Annotated in this window: 21 protein-coding genes and 2 pseudogenes; 21 read left to right on the plus strand and 2 right to left on the minus strand. The window is 37.3% G+C overall.

Annotation, left to right across the window (positions count from 1 at the left end; genetic code table 11):
* Positions 1-2: 2 nt before the first annotated feature.
* The 6 genes and pseudogenes from argB (at position 3) to LC033_RS07165 (ending at position 5,477) form a co-directional block, all read left to right on the plus strand.
* Entirely contained in the window at positions 3-779 is a 777-nt protein-coding gene (argB, locus tag LC033_RS07140; RefSeq protein ID WP_226567581.1) for an acetylglutamate kinase, read from the plus strand.
* The gene (gene argD / locus LC033_RS07145; protein WP_226567582.1) at positions 776-1,927 is read left to right on the plus strand and encodes an acetylornithine transaminase; all 1,152 of its coding nucleotides are present in this window, start codon (positions 776-778) and stop codon (positions 1,925-1,927) included. Before argB ends, argD begins: the two co-directional genes overlap by 4 nt.
* A gap of 93 nt (positions 1,928-2,020) precedes the next feature.
* A pseudogene (locus LC033_RS07150) lies at positions 2,021-2,638 on the plus strand (carbamoyl phosphate synthase preATP-grasp domain-containing protein); the annotation flags it as partial.
* Between the two features lie 177 nt (positions 2,639-2,815).
* Positions 2,816-3,763, plus strand: coding sequence for an ornithine carbamoyltransferase (gene argF, locus LC033_RS07155; RefSeq protein WP_226567583.1), 948 nt, complete (start codon positions 2,816-2,818; stop codon positions 3,761-3,763).
* Between the two features lie 103 nt (positions 3,764-3,866).
* Positions 3,867-4,046, plus strand: a complete 180-nt coding sequence (locus tag LC033_RS07160) for a YjzC family protein (RefSeq protein WP_226567584.1) — start codon at positions 3,867-3,869, stop codon at positions 4,044-4,046.
* Positions 4,047-4,211: 165 nt separating this feature from the next.
* Positions 4,212-5,477 (plus strand): MFS transporter, encoded by a 1,266-nt coding sequence (locus tag LC033_RS07165; protein WP_226567586.1) that lies wholly within the window; start codon positions 4,212-4,214, stop codon positions 5,475-5,477.
* A 169-nt stretch (positions 5,478-5,646) separates the two neighbouring features.
* Here the strand turns inward: LC033_RS07165 and LC033_RS07170 are convergent, their stop codons facing one another.
* The gene (locus LC033_RS07170) at positions 5,647-5,841 is read right to left on the minus strand and encodes a YjzD family protein (protein ID WP_226567588.1); all 195 of its coding nucleotides are present in this window, start codon (positions 5,839-5,841) and stop codon (positions 5,647-5,649) included.
* A gap of 212 nt (positions 5,842-6,053) precedes the next feature.
* Here LC033_RS07170 and LC033_RS07175 point away from each other — a divergent pair, with 212 nt between their 5' ends.
* The 4 genes from LC033_RS07175 (at position 6,054) to LC033_RS07190 (ending at position 8,710) form a co-directional block, all read left to right on the plus strand.
* The gene (locus LC033_RS07175) at positions 6,054-6,794 is read left to right on the plus strand and encodes a hypothetical protein (protein ID WP_226567589.1); all 741 of its coding nucleotides are present in this window, start codon (positions 6,054-6,056) and stop codon (positions 6,792-6,794) included.
* Between the two features lie 75 nt (positions 6,795-6,869).
* Complete coding sequence (locus LC033_RS07180; RefSeq protein ID WP_226567590.1) at positions 6,870-7,448, plus strand: nad binding enzyme; 579 nt, start codon at positions 6,870-6,872, stop codon at positions 7,446-7,448.
* Positions 7,449-7,538: 90 nt separating this feature from the next.
* The gene (locus tag LC033_RS07185; RefSeq protein WP_226567591.1) at positions 7,539-8,501 is read left to right on the plus strand and encodes a BMP family ABC transporter substrate-binding protein; all 963 of its coding nucleotides are present in this window, start codon (positions 7,539-7,541) and stop codon (positions 8,499-8,501) included.
* A gap of 11 nt (positions 8,502-8,512) precedes the next feature.
* Positions 8,513-8,710 (plus strand): ComZ family protein, encoded by a 198-nt coding sequence (locus LC033_RS07190; protein WP_226567592.1) that lies wholly within the window; start codon positions 8,513-8,515, stop codon positions 8,708-8,710.
* 10 nt (positions 8,711-8,720) lie between these two features.
* Here LC033_RS07190 and LC033_RS07195 read toward each other — a convergent pair whose 3' ends face one another.
* On the minus strand, positions 8,721-8,960 hold the full coding sequence (locus LC033_RS07195; protein WP_226567594.1) for a hypothetical protein: 240 nt from the start codon (positions 8,958-8,960) through the stop codon (positions 8,721-8,723).
* 169 nt (positions 8,961-9,129) lie between these two features.
* Between LC033_RS07195 and LC033_RS07200 the strand changes: the two genes are divergently transcribed.
* The 11 genes and pseudogenes from LC033_RS07200 to LC033_RS07250 all read left to right on the plus strand — a co-directional run bounded on the left by LC033_RS07200 (position 9,130) and on the right by LC033_RS07250 (position 21,762).
* Positions 9,130-10,068 (plus strand): beta-ketoacyl-ACP synthase III, encoded by a 939-nt coding sequence (locus LC033_RS07200; protein WP_226567596.1) that lies wholly within the window; start codon positions 9,130-9,132, stop codon positions 10,066-10,068.
* A gap of 21 nt (positions 10,069-10,089) precedes the next feature.
* Positions 10,090-11,331, plus strand: coding sequence for a beta-ketoacyl-ACP synthase II (gene fabF, locus LC033_RS07205; RefSeq protein ID WP_226567597.1), 1,242 nt, complete (start codon positions 10,090-10,092; stop codon positions 11,329-11,331).
* A 77-nt stretch (positions 11,332-11,408) separates the two neighbouring features.
* Complete coding sequence (locus tag LC033_RS07210) at positions 11,409-12,212, plus strand: DUF2268 domain-containing putative Zn-dependent protease (RefSeq protein ID WP_226567598.1); 804 nt, start codon at positions 11,409-11,411, stop codon at positions 12,210-12,212.
* Positions 12,213-12,375: 163 nt separating this feature from the next.
* Positions 12,376-13,160, plus strand: a pseudogene (locus LC033_RS07215) (ABC transporter ATP-binding protein); the annotation flags it as partial.
* A 356-nt stretch (positions 13,161-13,516) separates the two neighbouring features.
* Positions 13,517-14,545 carry a formylglycine-generating enzyme family protein gene (locus LC033_RS07220; RefSeq protein ID WP_226567600.1) on the plus strand — a complete coding sequence of 343 codons (1,029 nt, stop codon included), beginning with the start codon at positions 13,517-13,519 and terminating at the stop codon, positions 14,543-14,545.
* 127 nt (positions 14,546-14,672) lie between these two features.
* Positions 14,673-15,335, plus strand: coding sequence for a GTP cyclohydrolase II (locus tag LC033_RS07225; protein ID WP_226567601.1), 663 nt, complete (start codon positions 14,673-14,675; stop codon positions 15,333-15,335).
* A complete protein-coding gene (locus tag LC033_RS07230) occupies positions 15,317-17,077 on the plus strand; it encodes a WD40 repeat domain-containing protein (protein ID WP_226567602.1) in 1,761 nt (586 codons plus the stop codon). The genes LC033_RS07225 and LC033_RS07230 overlap by 19 nt, the downstream gene beginning before the upstream one ends.
* 170 nt (positions 17,078-17,247) lie before the next feature.
* Entirely contained in the window at positions 17,248-19,092 is a 1,845-nt protein-coding gene (locus tag LC033_RS07235; RefSeq protein WP_226567603.1) for a WD40 repeat domain-containing protein, read from the plus strand.
* On the plus strand, positions 19,092-20,321 hold the full coding sequence (locus LC033_RS07240) for an MFS transporter (protein WP_226567605.1): 1,230 nt from the start codon (positions 19,092-19,094) through the stop codon (positions 20,319-20,321). The genes LC033_RS07235 and LC033_RS07240 overlap by 1 nt, the downstream gene beginning before the upstream one ends.
* 159 nt (positions 20,322-20,480) lie before the next feature.
* Positions 20,481-20,903 (plus strand): MFS transporter, encoded by a 423-nt coding sequence (locus LC033_RS07245; RefSeq protein WP_226567606.1) that lies wholly within the window; start codon positions 20,481-20,483, stop codon positions 20,901-20,903.
* Between the two features lie 106 nt (positions 20,904-21,009).
* Positions 21,010-21,762, plus strand: a complete 753-nt coding sequence (locus tag LC033_RS07250) for a YjbA family protein (protein WP_226567607.1) — start codon at positions 21,010-21,012, stop codon at positions 21,760-21,762.
* The last annotated feature ends 144 nt before the right edge of the window (positions 21,763-21,906 follow it).

The following is a 21,906-nucleotide window of genomic DNA, read 5'->3' on the forward strand; positions in this document are numbered from 1 at the left end:
TCATGGATAAAACGATCGTGTTCAAGTGTGGAGGTAGTGTCATTCGAGAGCTTTCAGAAACCTTTTATGAAAATGTCTGCTCACTTCAAGCTGCTGGATTTAAACTAGCGATCGTACATGGAGGAGGTCCTGAAATCACCAACATGCTGCAAAAATTAGAAGTGAAAACGGAATTTGTTGATGGACAGCGTAAAACAACGAAGCCTGTGTTAGAGGTAGCCGAAATGGTCCTCTCGGGAACGATCAATAAATACTTCGTTTCAGAGTTAGCAAAGCATGACATTTCGTCTGTCGGCGTATCTGGAAAAGATGGACAGATGCTTGTAGCCGATTTTCTCAATCAAGACGTGTACGGGTATGTTGGTGAAATCAAAGAAGTCAATCCTGAGATGGCAGAAGCATTAATGGATAAACAATTCATTCCGGTCATTGCACCGCTATCTATGACGGAAGAGTGCCAAACCTTAAATGTGAATGCCGATTTAGTAGCATCAGCTGTCGCAGGAGCCATGAAAGCCGATAAGCTTATGTTTGTCACAGATGTTGAAGGCATATTAAAAAATGGTAAGCTGCTAGACGTCGTCATAGAACAAGAAGCTTTAGCACTCATTGATGAAGGAATTATTTCCGGGGGAATGATTCCAAAAGTACAATCAGCTTTAAGTGCTTTATCAGGAGATGTGGATGAAGTCATGATCGTAAATGGAAAAGGCAGTATATTGACAGGGGAAACCTTTAAAGGAACACGAATTGTGAAACAAAAGGAGGCGGTCCTATGAGTCATCTCTTTCAAACATATGGCCGGTGGAATGTTGAAATTAAAGAGGCAGCAGGTTCTTGGGCAGTCGATACAAATGGGAAAAAGTATTTAGACTTTATTCAAGGCATTGCGGTCACAAATTTAGGTCACAATCATTCAAAGGTGAATCAAGCCATCAAGGAACAGCTTGATCAAGTCTGGCATGTATCGAACCTATTTGAAAATGGACTTCAAGAAAAAGCAGCGGAAAAGCTGGCAGCAAACAGTTCAGGGGATCTCGTATTTTTCTGCAATAGCGGGGCTGAGGCAAATGAAGGTGCCATAAAATTAGCGCGTAAAGCCACAGGGAAAACAAATATTCTGACATTTTTGCACTCTTTCCATGGGCGTACGTATGCTGGTATGGCTGCCACAGGTCAAGATAAAATCAAAACCGGTTTTGGACCGATGCTAAAAGGCTTTCATTATGTACCGTTTAATGACCCTGAAGCCATATCAGCGTGTGAAGTCGAGGATGTTGCCGCAGTCATGCTGGAAGTTGTACAAGGTGAGGGGGGAGTGAATCCAGCTACAACAGAATTTCTAAAAGCAGTTCAAGCGTTTTGTGAAAAGCATCAAGCACTTCTCATCGTAGATGAAATCCAAACGGGCATTGGACGCACAGGCACAGCATTTGCATACGAGCAAGCGGGACTTGATCCTGATATTATCTCAGCAGCAAAAGGACTAGGAAATGGCTTCCCAGTCGGTGCGGTTATAGGAAAAAAAGTTTTAGGAGACGCATTCTCACCAGGTTCACACGGAACAACATTTGGTGGAAATATGCTCGCCATGTCAGCTGTGAACGCAACTCTTGATGTAATATTCAAAGAAGACTTTCTTTCAGCAGTCAAAGAAAAGGGTGCTTACCTTTTAACAAAACTGCAAGATGTCAAACAGTTGAACAGCGTAAAAGAAGTACGAGGAAAAGGATTAATGGCAGGGATCGAGTGTCATCAGCCAGTCGGTGATTACATCACAGCTCTTAGAGAGCAAGGTTTGCTCGTACTTCCAGCTGGTCCAAATGTTATTCGATTATTACCTCCTCTAAATGTGAAGAAAGCAGAGTTGGATCAAGCGATAAAAGCGATTATTCAAGTTTTAGCAAATGAAAAGGTGACGGTGTAATTTTTTTACACCAGAACGCATAAAAACGCATTTATATAATTAATTATTCAATTTGGGGTGACACACAAGCATGAAAGGTTATTTAAATTTTTTCCAGAACTGAAAGAACAATCGACTGAACAATTGGTTGAATTAATCAAAACACTAGACGATCGTCGTTTTTTCGCTGTCATGGCTTCTTTTCAGACAAGAAACGGTTGAACGATTCATCAAATGACGAAAAATGATCTATTTTTCTTACATGTGTTCAAGCATATGACTTTGCCGCTTCATTTTAAATAGTCGATACATGTGCTGCGGAATTCGATGCGAAAACGAATTACTTCTATTCCCCGTATTTTGGAAAAGTAATAGAGAGCATCAACAGAAAACAAAGCAGCGTGCATTGATCATTGGATATGGTCCGGTTCGCGAATTGGGCAAGGGGTCGAGTTTGATTATAGTGCGGTTCATGGGGTTCTCACCCTGCAGAAGCATGGATTTGAAACAATCATGATGAACAACAATCCAGAAACAGTAAGTACTGACTATGAGATTGTCGATCGCTTATATTTTGAGCCAATTATAATAGAGCATATTTTAAACGTTGTAGAAGCGATCAAACAGCGATCAACGCTGCAGAAGGTTTAGAAAAAGCCGACGTCCTTTGACACACTAGATGCTTTAGAAGATCGTGATTTATTCTATCAGCTTTTTGATGAACTGAACCTTCCTCAAATCCCTTCACATTCATTTAGGGGATGATAAAGAGGCAAAAGAGCAGTGTAAAAGCCCTCACACAAGGTGTTCAAGTACTAACCGAATATGAAACAGCTCAAGCATTCAAGGGAAAGATGGAGATGTGTCACCAGTATCTCTTCATGAATTATATAAAAAGGGAGTGACGGCATGAGTCAAGTTGACGTGAAACTTTCATTATATGGAAAAGACTTTTTATCGTTAAAAGATTTCTCTATCAATGACATTGCTTGCTTAATTGAAAAAGCGGAAGAAATGAAACAGAAGCCATATCAAGATTTATTCAAAGGGAAAACGTTAGCGATGATCTTTGAAAAATCTTCAACTAGAACCCGTGTGTCGTTTGAAGCGGGAATGACGCAGCTAGGGGGACATGCGCTCTTCCTCAGCTCAACCGATTTGCAAATTGGCAGAGGAGAAGCCATTAGTGATACAGCGCAGGTATTGTCTGGTTACGTAGATGGCATTATGATTCGGACCTTTGAACATGAGAAGGTAGAGGAACTTGCAAAATATGCGTCCATTCCTGTTATCAACGGATTGACTGATTACTCACACCCATGTCAGGCACTTGCTGATTTATTGACCATTAAAGAAGCAAAAGGGATATTAAAAGGAGTCAAAGTGGCGTATATCGGTGATGGAAATAACGTGGCTCACTCCCTAATGGTCGGCTGTTCGCAGCTAGGCTGTGATATTGCTGTCGCATCACCAAAAGGCTATGAACCACTTCAAGAAGTCACCGACACAGCACGTGAGTTTGCAAAACAATCAGGCGCAGAAGTGATCGTCACCACAGATCCTGTAGCCGCTGTTCAACAGGCTGATGTCATTTATTCAGATGTATTTACAAGCATGGGGCAGGAAGCTGAAACCGAGAAACGTCTGGCTGAATTTAAAGAATATCAAGTCAATGATGATCTTATGCGTTATGCATCAAAGGATTATATCTTTCTTCATTGTCTGCCTGCACACCGCGGAGAAGAAGTGACAACTGACATTATTGACGGACCACATTCAAAAGTATTTCAGCAGGCAGAAAATCGTCTGCATGTGCAAAAAGCGTTAATTAAAGAGCTCATGTATCAAATGAAATAAGCCATATTTGTCCCCAACTCGTATGAGTAGGGATTTTTTGCATAAAGGATTGGAGAAGCAAGTGACGGGACATAATAGTATCAATCAAGAAAGGAGGATGGAAATGGGTCAGAGGAATCAGTTTAAATCAGGGAATAAAGCACCAAATAACGGTGTCTATGTCGAGATCGGCGAAACTGGAAGTATGGTGAAAGATCCTTTAAAGATTAAGCTCAAAGCAGGCGACGTCTTTCCGGATAACTCGAACCATAACCGCGTTTGGACCTACCAAAGAAAGCCATAAGCAATTGACTAAGAGTCGGTATGAATAAGTCTTTAGAGGCATGTGTCATGCCTCTTTTTTCTTTATAATAAAAAACAATAAGTTCAAATTTTCAAACAAATAGTATGAAAACAAGAAAACTTAAGGTGAAATATGTAATTGTAGAACAGTTGAAAGGATTTGTGTATGGAAAAGACGAATCTCAGTGAAAGTGTTTGGAATAAACGCTTCACCTCATTATTCATATCAAGACTCATTAAAAATACAGGAGAAAGCTTTGCCTTTACATCCGTTCTTTGGCTATTAATTTTAAGAGGGGATGGTGCGCTCGGTACAGGACTTCTTCTAGCAGTTACAGTTCTTCCTTCATCATTGTTAGCCCCAATACTAGGACCTCTTATGAAAAAGCACCATTTGTCTAAATGGATGTTCGCTTCAGACGTCGTTCGAGCAACAATTGTACTCATTATTCCGCTATTGCACTTTTCAAATTTATTGCCCCTTTGGTTATTGATCTCATTAATGGTTATTCAATCGGCAACAGGTGCAGCGTATAACCCAGCTTCTGTGGCGATTTTACCACAGATTGTTCCGAAGCATCTCATTCAAAAAGCAAATGCAATCCTGCAATCTTCTTTTGAAATTGTCGCACTTGCCGCAGTGATGGTGGCTGGCCTTTTGGTCAAATTAATTGGACCTGCGGATACTCTGCTGATTACAACAGCCTTATTTATCATATCTGGCCTGTTTATAATAGGCGTTAAACTAAAGAAGACAGAAGAAGAGAAAGCAGCGGGGATTAAACAAGTAAAGAATACATATCTGTATAACTTAAAAAGAGGCTTTCTTGTTGTCAGAAATCATCACATTTTATTTGCGCTGACGCTTTATTGTGTTCTGATGAATGTCGCAGCAGCCCCATGGCAGGCCCTATCCGCTGTATACGTAGCAGAAGCGCTGCTAAGTGATTCAATGGTTTACTCCATTTTAAGAGGTGTTGCCGCCGTCGGAGCCTTTATGATGGGTTTTGCTCTTGCCAAGGTAAAAATTAAAAGATTTGGTTTGTTCTTTATAGTCGCTGGAATGATTGAAGGGGGAGCGTTCTTTATCACAGGAATGAGCACATGGCTGCCCATAGTTCTTCTTGCTTCCTTTATGTTCGGCGCCGCCGTCAGTGCCATTAATGTACCGGAAATGGTCATTATTCAAACGTCTGTTGACCAAGAGGATCAGCCCCAAGTATATGCCGTGATCAATGCGTCATCCAATGTCTTTCTTCCGCTTGCGGCTGTCGTATCGGGTGTCCTAGCAGAAAAATTTGGAGCTGGACCTGTCATTGCTGGTGGAGGGGTGCTTGAAATTTTATCGGGCATCGCGATCTTCCTATTTACAGGGCTGGCGAAAAGCCATTTGACGGCTGAAAAACAGAAGTCTGAAACGGTTGAGGCGTAAACCAATAAAAAAACCCCCCTGTCTAAAATAACAGGGGGGTTTAGCGTGAAGACAAACCTTCACATTCGCCTGCAGTCTTGTGTGCATGTACTCACAAAGGGTTAAATTCGCTCCGCTCCTTGACCATACAGATCAAATTAACTCTTTGTCAGCAAGCGTTTCTTACGTATTAAGAGCGTTTAGTTGAACTTTCTGTTTCTTTCATTGGACTTACTTCAGCAAAGATGAATAAAATAACCGTAAACACAACTGCAAGAATGGAAGTCAACGTAAAATCATAAACAGCTCCATTCATAGATGCAACGATGTAACCTGCCATATGTGTCAGCAGAAAAGTCCAAATGAGGGTGATAAAATAACGCATAATCCCACCGTCCTTAATGTAACAATCTATTGACTATCATACCATATATGCGAGTCAAGGGAAAAGACTGTTTTCTGCCTTTATGTGACCATTTTGAGACCTTCTGCTATAAAAATAAAAAGAATTCTTCTGTCTTTAGGGGATTTCCTTATTCCTACGAGAGTGATTGTTCATATCATAGAAAGCAGAAGCACTGAAAGGAGGCTGGCCATATGGGTGTTAGCAAACGTTTTATCCAGCTTGGTTCCCAGTGGAGCGTCATTCACCTTCCTCAAAAACCAAATGGCTTTGGCATTCTGATCCTCGGTGACCGAAATCATTTTGTGCAGGAAAATACATCATTCTGGCTTCAGCATTATGGAAGAAACCAGCTTTTAACTGCCTTAAAGGATGAAGGATATACATTGTTTAATAGTCATCTTCATGGGAATCACTGGGGATGCGAAGATGCTGTTTTTAGTGCAAAGCAGCTCGTTCATCACACATTAAAACAAGAAATATTAAACCGAGAAATTCATGTGCTAGCAGAGGGGATGGGAGCACTTGTGGCCATGAGCCTGGCCGAAGAGATGCCAGAAGTATTAAGGTCCATTGCGATGCTGAATCCATGTTTGAACCTTTATGCACAAAGAGAAAGAGAAAAAGAACACAAATTCTTCTACAAACAACTGATCAAAGAGTTAGCACAGAGCTATAGATGCTCTGAACAGGAAGCGGAAACGTATCCATTCCCTTCTTGTCCCGTTCATTTAACTCATGTACCGATTCATATATGGCAAAGACTAAACGGAGCGCCATACGCATATGAACTTCACGCAAAGCCTTTTATCGATCAACATATGATGAATCCGGAACATTGTCAGATAGATCTCACCTTGCATATGTTTGATCACCCACGAAGAATCTTTCAGTCCATTCACAAGTTTCATAAATCGCATGAAAGAGAATTGTAATGAATAGAATGATAACAGCCCTTCATGGAAAGGGCTCTTCTTTTTATTCGATATGCTGAAAAAGGGGACATGAACATGGAAACAGGACTTATCATAGGTGCAGATGAATTTTTTGGCCTGACACTTTGTGAACATATGATGAAAGAGGGCATTCAAGTGGACATTACGTGTCCTCACGATCAGGCAGAAGAGCAAAAGATGCTATTAGAAGAGCGGATGATGTGGCTCGGCAGAAATGATCTCGTTCGTTTCATTGACCTTGAGGACAGTAAAGAGACGTATGACTTAATTTTTATTCAATCAGAGGAAGCAAATAAAAGGCAGACAGACCTTAAAGCGAAACATGGAATGTACCGATTACTTTTTGAAGAACTAGAAAAAGAGCCGTTCAAACAGAACGTACCAGCAATAATCCTTCCTCGCATGTTCGGACCATGGACACTTGATCATGGAAGAAGAACAAGGAATGATCACTCCTTTTTTGTAGAAGATGCCGCAAAGGATCTCTTGAAGTGGGTCTCGTGTTCCAATCAAAGGCAGGATATGCGGCATCAATTAAAGGTAGAAAGACAAACAGATGATAAACAAGCAGAAAAAATGATCGTAGATTGGAAAAGACAAAACTCAACATTTTTCGACAAAAAGGAAGAATGATCTTCCATCTTATCTTTTTTCAGTATAAAATAAACTTATATTTAACATACAGGTTCATGCTTGGATGTTGCAAAGGGAGTTGAACATGGCATGAGGTACCGACGGCTTGTCATGATCTTTTCGTTCCTTCTTCTATTATCCGCCTGCTCACAGGCGCCTTTAAAAGGACATATTGAGAAGGTGGGTTTACTCGTCCCCGATACGATTAATGATCAAGTTTGGGGAACGAAAGGTTATAAAGGCTTATTGAATATCCAATCAACATTTGGTGTAGATGTTTATTATAAGGAAGGAATGGTCGACAAGGAGAAAATCGTTGATGCCATTGAAGAATTCCATAAAAAACGAGTCAATTTGATTATCGGCCATGGCAATAAATACAGCGAAATTTTTAACTTGATCAGTGAAGATTATCCAAAAACACAATTTATTACGATCAATGGAGGCAAGCCCCAGGCTGACAATGTCACAAATGTGACGTTTAAAGGAGAAGCAATGGGCTTTTTCGGAGGCATGACAGCAGCACATATGTCAAAAACAAAAAAGATTGGTATTCTTGCTACATATAATTGGCAAGGCGAAGTAAACGGCTTTATCAAAGGTGCAAAATATCAAGACGAACATGTGCAAGTGCTAGCGGAATTTGTCGAAAACTGGGATGATGTTGACAAAGCCGTTGATCTCTATCAAAAATTGAAAAAACAGGGCGTAGATGTTGTTTATCCAGCAGGCGATGGTTATAATATCCCTGTGATTGAACAAATCAAAGCCGATCATTTATCAGCTATCGGGTATGTCACCGATCAATCCAACCTCGGCAGCCATACCGTCTTAACCAGCACAGTCCAGCATGTAGATAAAGCGTACAGTATCATTGCAAAGAAGTTTAATGAAGGAAAGCTAAACAAACAAGGTGAGTACTCCTTTGACTTTAAAGAAGGAGTGATCGAGATGGGGAAATTTAGCTCAACCGTTGATCGGGCTTTTGTGAAAGACATTGAAACTGATATTTCGTATTATAAAAAAACAGGCAAACTGCCAAATGAAAAGTGAGGATATTGAACATGCAGCACGAAAAATCGATGGAGTTTTTACAAATTGCTATGAAGTATTTCCCGCAAGCAAAAGAAGAGTTAGATAAAGCAGGGATTGAGCTTGATCCAGAAGCGCTTCAGCCGCTTCTATCATTGTTTACATCTGTCATGCAAGAGGCATATGAGCTTGGAAAAGCAGATGCAGAATCAGAAAAAGCCACAGAGTAGTGGCTTTTTTTTATGATAATTTTTTCTTGAAGGCACTAATCATAGGGCCGACATCTTTAAATACAGGCTTCAGCTCGTCAATCGAGTTCATAATGTTCCCAATCTGATTCATGACATGCATATAGTCGATTGAGTCATCACTTGAAGATGTATCTTCACGTTCCTCCTTTGTTTCTGATTTGTTTTTTTCCTTTTCCTTTTCTAGTGGCTGGCCAAACATCATCGCCGAGAAAATATCCTTTTGAGCCATATCGCATTTTCCTTTCTACTATTGGTATATCATTAATCTATGAAAAAAGTGAGAAGAAAGGTTAGACGTTTGTATTGCCAAGGAGAAAAAAATAAGGTAAAATTAGTACCAGATACTAATATAAGATCACAATATCACATGCTCGTATGAGTAAAAGGAGTCTTATTCAATGAATGCTGGAATTATTGGCCTTGGCCGCTATATACCTGAAAAAGTATTAACAAATCTTGATTTAGAAAAAATGGTTGAAACTTCTGACGAGTGGATTCGTACTAGGACAGGTATAGAAGAAAGAAGAATTGCATCTGATGATGTCAATACATCTCATATGGCTTTTGCTGCTGCAAAAAAAGCATTAGCGGACGCCGATGTTGCTGCAGAAGATCTTGATATGATTCTTGTGGCGACCGTTACGCCAGATCAAGCATTTCCGACAGTCGCTTGTATGATTCAAGAACAGCTCGGTGCACATAAAGCATGTGCAATGGATATTAGCGCTGCTTGTGCTGGCTTTATGTATGGGCTTGTTACTGGAAAACAATTTATCGAATCAGGAACTTACAAGCACGTGCTCATCGTTGGCGTTGAAAAGCTTTCTCGCATTACCGATTGGGATGATCGCAATACAGCTGTTTTGTTCGGAGATGGAGCAGGTGCCGCTGTGTTAGGACCAGTCAGCGAAGGGAAAGGAATTCTATCATTTGAGCTTGGAGCAGATGGAAGCGGCGGGAAGCACTTGTACTTAGATGAAAAAGATCATACAATCATGAATGGACGAGAAGTATTTAAATTTGCTGTGAGACAGATGGGCGAGTCAAGTGTAAACGTCATCGAAAAAGCTGGACTATCTAAAGAAGACGTTGATTTCTTGATCCCGCATCAAGCAAATATTCGTATTATGGAAGCAGCACGCGAACGCTTAGAGCTGCCCGTCGAAAAAATGTCGAAGACTGTCCATAAATATGGAAACACATCAGCAGCATCCATTCCAATTTCACTATGTGAAGAAATCGAAGCCGGAAAGATTCATGACGGCGATGTGATAGTAATGGTTGGTTTTGGTGGCGGATTAACGTGGGGCGCAATCGTTATGCGATGGGGCCGATAAAAGAGTGAGGTGCACAAATTAATGGATAAAAAACGAGTAGTTGTTACAGGATTAGGTGCTTTGACACCTCTTGGCAACAATGTAGAGACAACATGGAAAAATGCTGTAGCAGGTGTATCAGGTGTTGGACCTATCACACGTGTCGATTCAAGTGAGTATACCGCAAAAGTAGCTGCAGAACTAAAAGATTTTAACATAGAAGATTACATGGAAAAAAAAGAAGCGAGAAAAATGGCACGCTTCACTCAATATGCAGTCGTAGCTGCTCAACAGGCTTTAGAAGATTCACGCCTGGAAATTACAGATGAAATTGCACCGCGTGTTGGTGTATGGGTTGGATCTGGTATTGGCGGACTTGAAACATTTGAAGAGCAGTTTGAAGTGTATTCAAATAAAGGGGCAAGACGCGTAAGCCCATTTTTTGTCCCAATGATGATTCCAGATATGGCGACAGGACAAATCTCGATTGCCCTTGGCGCAAAAGGTGTCAACTCTTGTACAGTCACAGCATGTGCAACAGGTACAAACTCAATCGGTGATGCATTTAAAGTCATTCAGCGCGGAGATGCTGATGCAATGATCACAGGTGGAACAGAAGCGCCATTAACTAAAATGTCGTTTGCAGGTTTCTGTGCGAACAAAGCCCTTTCGACAAATCCTGATCCAGACACAGCAAGCCGTCCATTTGATAAAAACCGTGACGGGTTTGTGATGGGTGAGGGAGCAGGGATTATTGTTCTTGAAGAATTAGAGCATGCATTAAAGCGCGGTGCGACGATTTATGCAGAAATCGTTGGATACGGTTCAACTGGAGATGCATACCATATTACAGCTCCAGCTCCAAACGGAGAAGGCGGTGTTCGTGCGATGAAAGAAGCGATTCGAGATGCAGGTTTGACTGTGGAAGAAATTGATTATATCAATGCCCACGGAACAAGCACGCCTTATAATGATAAATTTGAAACAATGGCGATGAAAGAAGTGTTCGGAGAGCATGCGAATCAGCTTGCAATCAGTTCAACAAAATCAATGACAGGTCACTTACTTGGTGCAGCAGGTGGAGTAGAAGCGATTTTCTCTGTTTTGGCGATTAAAGACAGTGTCATTCCGCCAACGATTAATCTTGAAACACCCGATGAGGAATGTGATCTTGATTATGTAGCAAACGAAGCACGTTCAAAAGAAGTACAGGTTGCTTTGAGTAACTCACTTGGTTTTGGCGGGCACAATGCGACAATTATCTTCAAAAAATACGAAGCGTAACATTTCCTGAAAAGGCGGCGATCGATAATCAGATCGCCGCCTTTTTGCATAGGATAAAAATGGAGGTGTTAAACAGAATGGGTCTGGTCAATACACAATATCTCATCCATCAATCTGCATCATTTCAGAAACTTGCGGTACGATTTGTTCCTTATTTTAAAGGAGCAACGGAAAAAGAATGGTCCTCTATTCTCTCCCATTTACAGAATCATGGGATGGTGAGATCTTGGAATGCGTGTCAGGAAATGATCGACAAGCTCAAAGATAAAGGGTACTTTCAGCTCGTCATGAAAGAATACCAAACGCTGCAAAAACAGTGGGGTGGCCCAGACGTCCCTGTGTTTATTTTGCCTGTCAATGAGAGCAGTAAAGAGATCAGAGAGGACTTTTATTATCAATCCGGCGTGGCATTTGACGACAAGATCTTTCTCTTCATATCGCCGCATACTCCGAAAGAGCGTATTGGTACATTAATGACACATGAATATCATCATGTATGCAGGTTGCATTTTCTCACGAAAGAAGAAAATGATTTTACATTCCTTGATACAATCATGATGGAAGGATTGGCTGAATATGCTGTGTATCATAGATTTGGAGAAAGCTATATAGCAAAATGGGCTAAATTATATGACGAATCGCAGCTAGAACGCATGTACAAGAAATGGGTATCCAGTCACCTTCATAAGAAAGTCCAGGACGACGAAAGACTGATACAGAACCTCCTTTATGGAAAAGGGAACTACCCCAAAATGCTTGGTTACGCCACTGGGTTTCATATCGTGAAAAAGTATTTCGATGAGCACAGAATCAGCGAGGAGTCTATGATTGCAGAGCCAGCCGAAACCTTTTTAAAAATGATAGAATCTAAAAGTTTATAATTAACATAAAAGGAGACATATTGAAAATTCATTAAATACTTCTTGATTTCGTCATGCTGATGTAATAAAAAATAATTATAAATTCAGATAATTATTTTTTATTCTAAAAACACAGAATATTTTGATTTTGTTTCTATTGATCTATGGAGAAAGGAACGAATGAATGAGCACACTACATGAAGTGCAAAACTTAAAAACTTATTTTTTTCGGAAAAAGCAACCGATACGCGCTGTTGATGGTGTTGATTTTAGCATCAACAGAGGAGAAACTGTCGCATTAGTCGGTGAGTCTTGATCTGGCAAAAGCATTACGTCCTTATCCATTATGGGTCTGATTAATGGGACTGGTGGAAAAATTATGGACGGCTCCATTAAGCTTGATGGAAAAGACCTTGTTACATATGGTGAAAAGGAATTATGCAGTATTCGCGGTAATGACGTATCCATGATCTTTCAGGAACCCATGCCTCACTTAATCCCGTTTTAACCATCGGGGAACAAATAACTGAAATCCTCATCTATCACAAAAAACTTTCAAAAAAAGAAGCCACCAGAAAAGCGATTGACCTGCTGAAGCTTGTTGGTTTTTCTCGCCCAGAACAAATCATCAAAAATTATCCGCACCGTTTATCCGGCGGCATGCGTCAACGAGTTATAATTGCCATTGCGCTAAGCTGCGATCCAAAGCTTCTCATTGCAGATGAACCGACAACGGCACTAGATGTGACCATTCAAGCGCAGGTGCTTACCTTGATGAAAGATTTATGTTCTACATTTGGTACATCCATTCTCCTCATAACACACGATTTAGGTGTCGTATCTGAAGTAGCAGATCGAGTGATTGTCATGTACTGCGGACAGGTTGTTGAAAATGGGACCGTCGAAGAGTTATTTGATCAGCCGCTTCATCCTTACACAGAAGGGTTGCTTGAATCGATTCCTGTCATTTGGAAGTAATTCCTATATAAAGATGAAGGAAGATTATACTAAGTTAATTTTCAAAAGAAAGAAATTGTATAAAAAATGCAAAATATCATATCTTTATTTACTAAAAATTAACGATATGGTAGAGTAATATATGGATATTCTTCATAATCTACCCATAAAAAGGTAGCACATTACTTTCCTCAAAGAGTAACACAACATTTTATCTTCTTATTTTTACAATTTATATCACATTTATTTCTCTAATTCATTATTGATATCTCTCAATCAATGACTTTTTTCTTGAAAACAATCCCTATTTAGAAAAAATAATTTGTGTGATTCATTTTATTAAGTATAGAGAGGTGAGGAATTTTGGTATGATCAAAAACTTAAAATTCAAGTATATAGAAGCAGGCGAATTTCATTTTGGAACAGAGTGGAACAAAGAAAAGTTTATAAACATGGTAAATAATTATAATGTTCCGCTTGAATGGTTATTAAAAGAAGTTCCTCAGAAAAAAGTTTATTTAAATGATTATTGGATTTCTGAAACTCCAGTTACGATTGGAATGATGAAAGAATTTTATCAAAATAATCCACATGTGCAAATGCCCTTAGTCATAAAAAAACATATAAATAATAACGAATTAGATTTCCCAGCATATCACATTAATTTTGAAGATGCGTTGATGTTTTGTTACTGGGCTTCAGAAACCATGGGAGAGTGTATAGATCTTCCAACTGAACCAGAGTGGGAAAAAGTCGCTAGAGGAAGTTGGGATGATAGAGAATTTCCATGGGGCGATGAGATAATTGAGAATGTAAATATAAAAGGTCAATACAATTCTTTGCCTATCCCAGTAAAGAACATAATGGAAAATAGATCTCCCTATGGGGTTTATGATCTTTCTGGAAATATAGAAGAGTGGACTAGAAGTTACAATCGACCTTATTTAGGTTCGCCCTTAAAATATTCTAAATTATTAAATTACCATATTTTGAGAGGTGGGACGTGTGAACATGGATTAGATTTAGCTAGATGTTCAAGAAGACACGGAAATATTCCCAGTTTATTTAGAGGATTCAGAATTGTAAAAAGGAAAGAGTTTAATATATTTCAGAATGATATATATTCTGAGTATTCGGAAATTAATGAAGGTGATTTTCTATTAGCAAGAACTTCAAAGTTAGACCATCAAAACCTGATCGTTGATATAGATTTAAATAAAAAAGCTTATTTGGACATTCAAACATGTCAATCCAATGAAATAAAATTATTCAAAGGTTTTTCCAATCCAGGTTCAGAAATTTTGGTTCAATTTGAAGGAGATGTTGGAGGTCAATTAAAAGTAAGAAAACCTTCATTATCTGAATTGGATTCTTTATTAAGAAAACTTAGATGTTAATAAAATAATTCAATAGGAAACAACTTACAAATGGGATTTACAAAAAATAAAGTGAGGAGAACAAAATTGAAAAATTAAAAATCATACCCTAAAAAAGAAATATATGTACCTTTTCGGGCCTATTGAATTGCCTATTAATTTAAATGGAGAAATTATTATTTTTAATTGGTATACCTGGTTTGTACATAATGAAAAATGGTCCTTAAATAAAACTCTGGAAAAATTACCGAGCCTATCTCAAAACGAATCTCAACAAAGCACTGTTTTGATATACGGAGACTTTGAAAACTCAGAAATGGCAAAAGTTAGATTACACAGTATCTGTCACACTGGAGATATTTTTGGAAGTGAAAAATGTGACTGTGGAATTCAGTTAAAACTGTCACTACAAAAAATTTATCAAGCTGGAACAGGTGCATTATTTTATTTATCAAATCATGAAGGAAGAGGGATAGGTCTATTTAGTAAATCAATGACCTATGTTTTACAGCAGAAAGGTTACACCACGTTAGAAGCTAATTTGTTACTGGGGTATAAAGAAGAATGTAGAGATTATGAAGAAACTTCATATTTATTAAAAACCTTAAGAAATAAGCCAATCATTCTATTGACGAATAATCCTGATAAAATAAATAATTTGAAACAAAGTGGAATTGCGATAGAGAGCTGTGAAAATGTGATTGGTGAAGTTAATCAATTTAACATTAAATATTTAGAAACAAAGGTAAATGATATGAATCATTCTTTTAAATTAGTAAAGGAGGATGAAAAATGCATACAGGGCCATTAAGAGCAATAGTAATTGATCAAACAGGGAAGTATGCATACACTGGCGGCTATGATAAAAGAGTTTACAAATGGGATTTAAATAGTGGATCCTCATATCTTCTTACTGAACACGAGCATTTAGTCGGAGGATTAACACTAAGTAAAAATGGAGGATATTTACTCACATCCTCTTCTGATTATTCTATGAAATTGATTGATACTAAGACTGAATCAGTAATAAAAACTTTTTTAGGTCATACTGATGACATCGAATATGCAATTTTCGCAGAGGACGATCAATATATTATATCTACATCATTACAACATGATGGCAGAGTTTTAGTGTGGAATGTTGAAAACGGTAATATTATTCGTGAATTTAATGAACATAAAAGCAGTGTCAAATCTGTATGGTCATTTAACAATAAAGTTTTTTCCTGTGATAATAACGGGAATGTTTTGGTGTGGAATTTAATTACTGGGGAAGTGCTCGATAATTTAGGTCCATATACTTGTGACATAGATACCATTAATGGAGATATAAATAGAGGGATTTTATTAATAGGGTTAGATAATGGTGATATAGATGTATATGATGCTCTAAAACATACAAAAATGAAAACATTAAAAGGTCATAAAATCGGTGTTAAGACTATAGAGATATCTCCATCTGGAAATTACGTATTAACTGCTGCATACGATCATCAAATTTTTATTTGGGATCGGAATTTCAAAAGGTTTTCATCATTACCTCAATACAAATATCAGTGGGAAGTAGGGTTTGCTTTTAGTAAGGATGAAAAAAAAGTATATGGTTGTACATTTGGATATAAGTTTTGTGAATGGGAGTGGGAAAAAAATCAACTAATTGATAATAACATAACATGTGCAACCCCTTCCATAAACGATATAGCTGTTAGTGAAAATGGAAATGTCGCTACTGCTTCAGATGATGGTGTGTTTAGGATAAATGGAGAAAAGATTTTGTCAGTAAATCATGTTTTGAATAACGCCGTAGGTATGACGAATGATGGTTCTATAATAGCTTGGGGAGATCATAAAGGATATTTGCATTTGGTAGATGCTGAACTGAAGACAATGATAAAATCAATTGATTTTTCATCTGGGCCACTTAATTCAATTGTTTATGATAGAGAACATCACTCGTTTTTTATAGGTTCATATAGTGGGGATGTATTTGAAATAAACCTTTACGATTTCAGCATCGTTGATCAGTTTCGTGCACATAATGGGGCCATTAAAGGAATGGTAGTAGAAAGGGAATTTATTGCTACGGGTTCTTCAGGAGGGGAAGTGCATATTTTTAATCGAAAAAATATATCAGAATGTATTCGTTTAGTTGGTTCCTCATTTGTCATAAATGATCTTTCATACAATGAAAAGAAAAATTTACTTGCAACAGTTAGTAGAGACAGAATTGTCAGAATTTATGATGTATCAAACGGATCTTTAAAAGGTCTTCACAATATGCATAACTACTCAGTAAAAACAGTATGCTTTAATTCTTCAGGAGTATTATTTGCAGGCGATTATTGGGGATATATTAGTGTATGGGATTTAAATGATGAAAAGAAAAGTATATTTAAAGTAGCGAATAATGGGATAAGTTATATGGAGAAATTAGGTCAAGAAGTTCTTGCTGGATCATACGATGGAGGAGTATATTCAGTGAATAAAAATGGTGAAAATTTAGATTTTATAAGATTGTTCGATCAATCTGAAAATTATCATGTTTTAAAATGAGATATAAATTTATTTTCATTATTATTTAAAGGAGGTGAGAGAAATGGGTCGTGAAATTAAAGTTCAACCAATCCGCTGCTCAGTAAACACACGTAAATAATTATAAAGGTTTGGGTAGGGATATAGAAAAGTATCCCTACTTAATTTTAATATAAAAAGGAGGAGGAAAAATGTTAATTAGACCACTTAGGGTTGATTATGTAGCTAGTAAAAATTATATTATCACTGTTGATACGCAAGGTGTACTACACCGTTTAAATGATAAATTAGAAGTTGTTAAAAGTTCAGCAGCACCGTTAATTAATACGAAGGTTTATTGTCTTACTGCAACGGACGATTATATTTATACTCGTGATTACTTTGGAGTCTTAAGTAAATACTGTATTGAAACCTTAAAAAAATTACAGACACTACATACTGAACATTATGCATTATCAGAAAAGTTATTACAAAATGAAGAGCCGTCACCTTCAAATGCGAGAGGTATTCGAGTTTTCGGAGAGTTTTTATATACAACTAATGGTTTTGGGCAAATTATGAAATTAAATAAAGAATCATTGGTTGTTGAGGAGATAATTGAACACCCTAGTAATGAAAAGACATTCATTGATTATTTTAATGTGGAAAATGCTATTGAACAAATTATTACAGATAAAGAAGGAAATTTGTTTTTCGGTGATTTAAGTAAGCTTGAATTTAACAGAAAAATTAAAGTTGATGAGGGAAGTGTACATGTAGTTAGGTATGATCCTAAGAATAACCGTTACATCGCTACACAAGATTATGGTTTGGAAAATTCATATGGTATTGAGTCAGGTCTTGCAATCATTGATCCCGAATCACTCACGTTTACAAGTCACCCATTCACAACAGATGATGTTGAATTTATTTTCTTTGACAAACACTTCACTGAAATTTACACTGGAGGATTTGATGGGAAAATTTATGTATTTGATAATATGACCTCTAGTCTTAAACTTAAACGAACATTGGGGCCATTTAATCACCAGATTTCATATGGTCTCATGCTGAATGATGATAGAATATTAGTTCTTTTACAATCTGGAGAAATGCTGATTGTTGATAAATATGGAAATGAATTAGAAAAGTTGGATTTTGATTATATTTGCTATTGGGACTTTGTGAATGGTGAAAGTTCAAATGAATTTTATGCTCCAAATGGCAAAGGGATTACTAAATTTGTTGTTGAGGAGGTCAATGATTCAGATATTATAATAAGAGAAAAAGAGAAGTTTGTATATAACTTTGGCTTAATATTTAAATTAGTGCGTGTAAACAGCTCAAGATTTGTTGCTTTATCTAGAAAAAATTTAATTTTTAGCTTTGATGAAAATGGCTATGTTCTATGGAGTACAAATTTAGAATATCTGCCTAAAAGTATATCGTGCTGCTCGAATAAACAAGTTGCAATGGTAGGGTTAGATAATGGAATAATGCAAGAAATAGACTTAAATAATGGTAGGTTATTAAGAAGAAAAAATTTCGATGCGGCTGTTACTACTTCTATATTTAATGGGGAAGATGTTGTAATAGGCACTTCCAATGATTCTCTTCACTTTATTGATTATGTCACATTTGAAGAAAGTCATAAATCACTCAATTTAAAAGGGTATCCAAAAAGAATTCGACTTGAGGGACAGTATCTAGTTTTAACAGGTGGTGGATTCGGTTATATTGAAATTGATAAAGATACCTATGACATTAACAAAAAAATGGTAGGTGACTTGCTTTATAATACAAGAGAAGAATCTATAAGAATAGATGATTACATTTCAATTTCTTCTTATGGCCATCAAATTGGTGTATATAATTACGAAAATAGTCAGATTGTTTATTTAATTGAGAGGTTGCCAGACTATGTAAAAGCAATTAAACATTATAAGGGAGGAAATGGGGAGAATTATTTAATTATTGGTGGAAATAATGGATTCTTACAATGCTATCGAGTCAATAAAGATGGATCACTCCTATTAATAAAGGAATATATTTTTTAATGAGAAAGTTAAGGTTACTATTAGCGGCTAACCTGATTTCAACTGTGGGAACCGGAGTAACTTCTTATTTAATCATTTGGTTGCTGATAGACCAATTGAATCAATCAGTATTGTATGGAATTTTAACCATCGTCACGATGATTTTTGTGTTCTTTGCTTCGCCCTTTTTAGGAAGCTTGGTTGATAGACACTCTCGGAAAGCTATCTTTCTGCAATTGGAAATAATAGGTGCGTTCATCCTGATTGTTTTTCTCATCCTCTTTGATATTTCAAATTTCCTTAATATTTTTCTTGTCGTTTTATTGACTTTGTATAATACAATTTATGATTCAATAAAATACCCAACTTTATCAGCTTTAACTCAAGAAATGTTTAAAGAGGATGAGTATAGTAAAGTTAATAGTAGTTTAGAAGTTCAGGGGCAAGCAGCTTTGATGATTAGCTCTAGTTTAGCCGCTTTTATGATTGGTCAAATATCCATTACCCTTATATTGGTTATGAATATCATGACATTTCTTGCCGCTTCAATTATCATATACAAACTGCCTTATCAACGAAGTCGTTTGGTAGAAGAGGAGTCCAATGCCACAAAGAGTGTATCATACTGGGTTAACTTTAGGTCTTCACTTCAATATCTATCTCAACGGAAAGTTTTGTTCGTAATTTTATTAACGACTTTTGTGCCTAGTATAGTTATTATTGTGGCAAATTATTTGGATCCAATTTTTATTTATCAATTTTTGAATGAAGGTCCCACAGTAATTGGTATTGCAAATATCTTTTACGCAGTCGGAGCAATTGGCGCTGGTTTCGTAGCCTATCAAATGTCAAAGAGACTTCCACATATTCAAGGTGTCATTATGTTTATGATCGTATTTGCTATTTCAACAGTCGTTATTTTTCTTTTCCCTCACTCTGTGACATTTATTGTAGCAAGTTTTTTTTGGGGTCATTCAAATGCTGCCATTAGAGTATTTAGAAAAAGTTATATGTTCGAACATGTTGATAATGCATATATGGGACGTGTCAACTCATTAATTAATGCATGTAAGTTATTAGGTCAGATTGCTTTAATTGGAACCTTAACTATAACTGTTGTGCCAGCTGGAAAATCTCAATATGGATATCTTATTTTATTCATCATTATATTTGCTGCTCTACTCATCACATCATATTTATGTATGAAAAATTCTAATTACAATAATGAAACAAAGTATACTTCTGTCTGAGAGTAGACTTTAGACAAAGGAGCGTTAACGGACATTGTGTTTTAATTTTGCTGAAATAATCAAATAAATAGTAACCTTGAAACCAGAAAAAGCAGGCTTTAAATCACATCCAACTCCATTTTGCTGCATGAATTTCAAGTATCAGGTTTTCATTTTGGGATGATTGAAGCCGTTATTGTCTCCATTTTAGGGTCATATTTACTTGGAAAATTAAAACCAGGCTATATTTTAATTTCCACGACGATCTTTATGGGGATTTGGATGATGGTTATCATACCGGTTGAGTTTCTAGAAGCACTGTTTGTTTACCTTTGGATTTTTGGTATTGGGTTAATGAATGCTTTCTTGAATGTGCCGATTAGCAGTTTATTTCTTGGGTTTACTCCAAATGCCTATAGAGGACGTGCGATGTCCATTTTACAGATGTTCTTTAACCTCGGTTTAATCATCGCCGGTATGTTTTCTAAATATATTGGTGTCATATGGATGACTGCCATCTTCGGCCTAGTGTTGCTGGCTATCAGTTTATTATCAATGCGGATGAAAGGTTTTTCCGCTTTATTAACAATAACGAAAAAATAAGGACAAACCATCTGCCGCCCAGCTTGAAGTTTAATAAAGTTGGAATAATTTCTCTATCCCTTGCCCATACTGTGGACAACAGTTTTTAAAAAGTGAGGGATTGGTTATGTTATTTCTTCATGACGTATGGGTGAATTGGTTTGAAGGGGAAGAAAATGGCTATAATGTGTGCCATTTTCATGAGTGGCGCAAGGAGGACAGTGTCGAGTTGTTAGATCAAGTGCCTTTACTCAAGGTGCAGAGTCCTTTGTTTGATTACATAGAGAATGATCTATCAGAGCTCCCGAAAACGCTGCTAGAATCTGTATTTGAGAAATCATATGTTCGCAAAAATCATGAACGACGAAAATTAGAGTATTGCTTTGTAGTAACGGATGGCATTCGGATCATCGCTGTGGATACGATTGGGTATTCCATACCTGTCAGAAAGAGCCGATTGATTCCAAGACAGGAGCAATTGGTGTATGAAATGGTGAAAGATGTGAAGGCAGAGGAGTATGAATTCTCAACAGACAGCCTTGAATCGACGAAAGAGTATCATATTCTATCATTGCCACCGCAGCATATCAGCGGATTAACGAGAAAAGAAAGACAGTTGAAGCAGCTGATGTTTATGGCGCTCGATCAATTAAAAGGACTTCAAAACAGGGCGGAAATTGCCTATTGGTATACGGAATGGAATCCGCGCATGTACAACCGAATCAAACGAATGTCATTCGAAGAGATTTGGAACATGCTTTACAATGAAACGATTGATGGGTGGTCTCAAAACCATTTAGCATTCTGTGAAAAAATGATTAAAGGACAGCCATTTTTCGAAAAGCTTTGGGAAATGGAAAACGAATCAAAAGTAAATTAAAAAAAGCTTGCAGCATGGGGACTGTCCCCCTAAGATGAGACAAATAAAAAACACCTTCAAGTTTGAAAACGGACCGTTGTGATCCGAAATAAAACATGGAGGTGTTTTTTCTATGGGGACAAGAGTGAGTTATCCAGTTGAAGT

The sequence above is a fragment of the Bacillus stratosphericus genome (genome assembly GCF_020524495.1).
In the GTDB taxonomy this organism is placed as follows: Bacteria; Bacillota; Bacilli; order Bacillales; family Bacillaceae; genus Bacillus; species Bacillus stratosphericus_B.

What these genes read in the sequence shown, in the direction of transcription:
- argB (WP_226567581.1), top strand. Translation starts at nt 3, where the DNA reads ATGGATAAAACGATCGTGTTCAAGTGTGGAGGTAGTGTCATTCGAGAG.
- argD (WP_226567582.1), top strand. Translation starts at nt 776, where the DNA reads ATGAGTCATCTCTTTCAAACATATGGCCGGTGGAATGTTGAAATTAAA.
- argF (WP_226567583.1), top strand. Translation starts at nt 2,816, where the DNA reads ATGAGTCAAGTTGACGTGAAACTTTCATTATATGGAAAAGACTTTTTA.
- LC033_RS07160 (WP_226567584.1), top strand. Translation starts at nt 3,867, where the DNA reads ATGGGTCAGAGGAATCAGTTTAAATCAGGGAATAAAGCACCAAATAAC.
- LC033_RS07165 (WP_226567586.1), top strand. Translation starts at nt 4,212, where the DNA reads ATGGAAAAGACGAATCTCAGTGAAAGTGTTTGGAATAAACGCTTCACC.
- LC033_RS07170 (WP_226567588.1), bottom strand. Translation starts at nt 5,841, where the DNA reads ATGCGTTATTTTATCACCCTCATTTGGACTTTTCTGCTGACACATATG.
- LC033_RS07175 (WP_226567589.1), top strand. Translation starts at nt 6,054, where the DNA reads ATGGGTGTTAGCAAACGTTTTATCCAGCTTGGTTCCCAGTGGAGCGTC.
- LC033_RS07180 (WP_226567590.1), top strand. Translation starts at nt 6,870, where the DNA reads ATGGAAACAGGACTTATCATAGGTGCAGATGAATTTTTTGGCCTGACA.
- LC033_RS07185 (WP_226567591.1), top strand. Translation starts at nt 7,539, where the DNA reads ATGAGGTACCGACGGCTTGTCATGATCTTTTCGTTCCTTCTTCTATTA.
- LC033_RS07190 (WP_226567592.1), top strand. Translation starts at nt 8,513, where the DNA reads ATGCAGCACGAAAAATCGATGGAGTTTTTACAAATTGCTATGAAGTAT.
- LC033_RS07195 (WP_226567594.1), bottom strand. Translation starts at nt 8,960, where the DNA reads ATGGCTCAAAAGGATATTTTCTCGGCGATGATGTTTGGCCAGCCACTA.
- LC033_RS07200 (WP_226567596.1), top strand. Translation starts at nt 9,130, where the DNA reads ATGAATGCTGGAATTATTGGCCTTGGCCGCTATATACCTGAAAAAGTA.
- fabF (WP_226567597.1), top strand. Translation starts at nt 10,090, where the DNA reads ATGGATAAAAAACGAGTAGTTGTTACAGGATTAGGTGCTTTGACACCT.
- LC033_RS07210 (WP_226567598.1), top strand. Translation starts at nt 11,409, where the DNA reads ATGGGTCTGGTCAATACACAATATCTCATCCATCAATCTGCATCATTT.
- LC033_RS07220 (WP_226567600.1), top strand. Translation starts at nt 13,517, where the DNA reads ATGATCAAAAACTTAAAATTCAAGTATATAGAAGCAGGCGAATTTCAT.
- LC033_RS07230 (WP_226567602.1), top strand. Translation starts at nt 15,317, where the DNA reads ATGCATACAGGGCCATTAAGAGCAATAGTAATTGATCAAACAGGGAAG.
- LC033_RS07235 (WP_226567603.1), top strand. Translation starts at nt 17,248, where the DNA reads ATGTTAATTAGACCACTTAGGGTTGATTATGTAGCTAGTAAAAATTAT.
- LC033_RS07240 (WP_226567605.1), top strand. Translation starts at nt 19,092, where the DNA reads ATGAGAAAGTTAAGGTTACTATTAGCGGCTAACCTGATTTCAACTGTG.
- LC033_RS07245 (WP_226567606.1), top strand. Translation starts at nt 20,481, where the DNA reads ATGATTGAAGCCGTTATTGTCTCCATTTTAGGGTCATATTTACTTGGA.
- LC033_RS07250 (WP_226567607.1), top strand. Translation starts at nt 21,010, where the DNA reads ATGTTATTTCTTCATGACGTATGGGTGAATTGGTTTGAAGGGGAAGAA.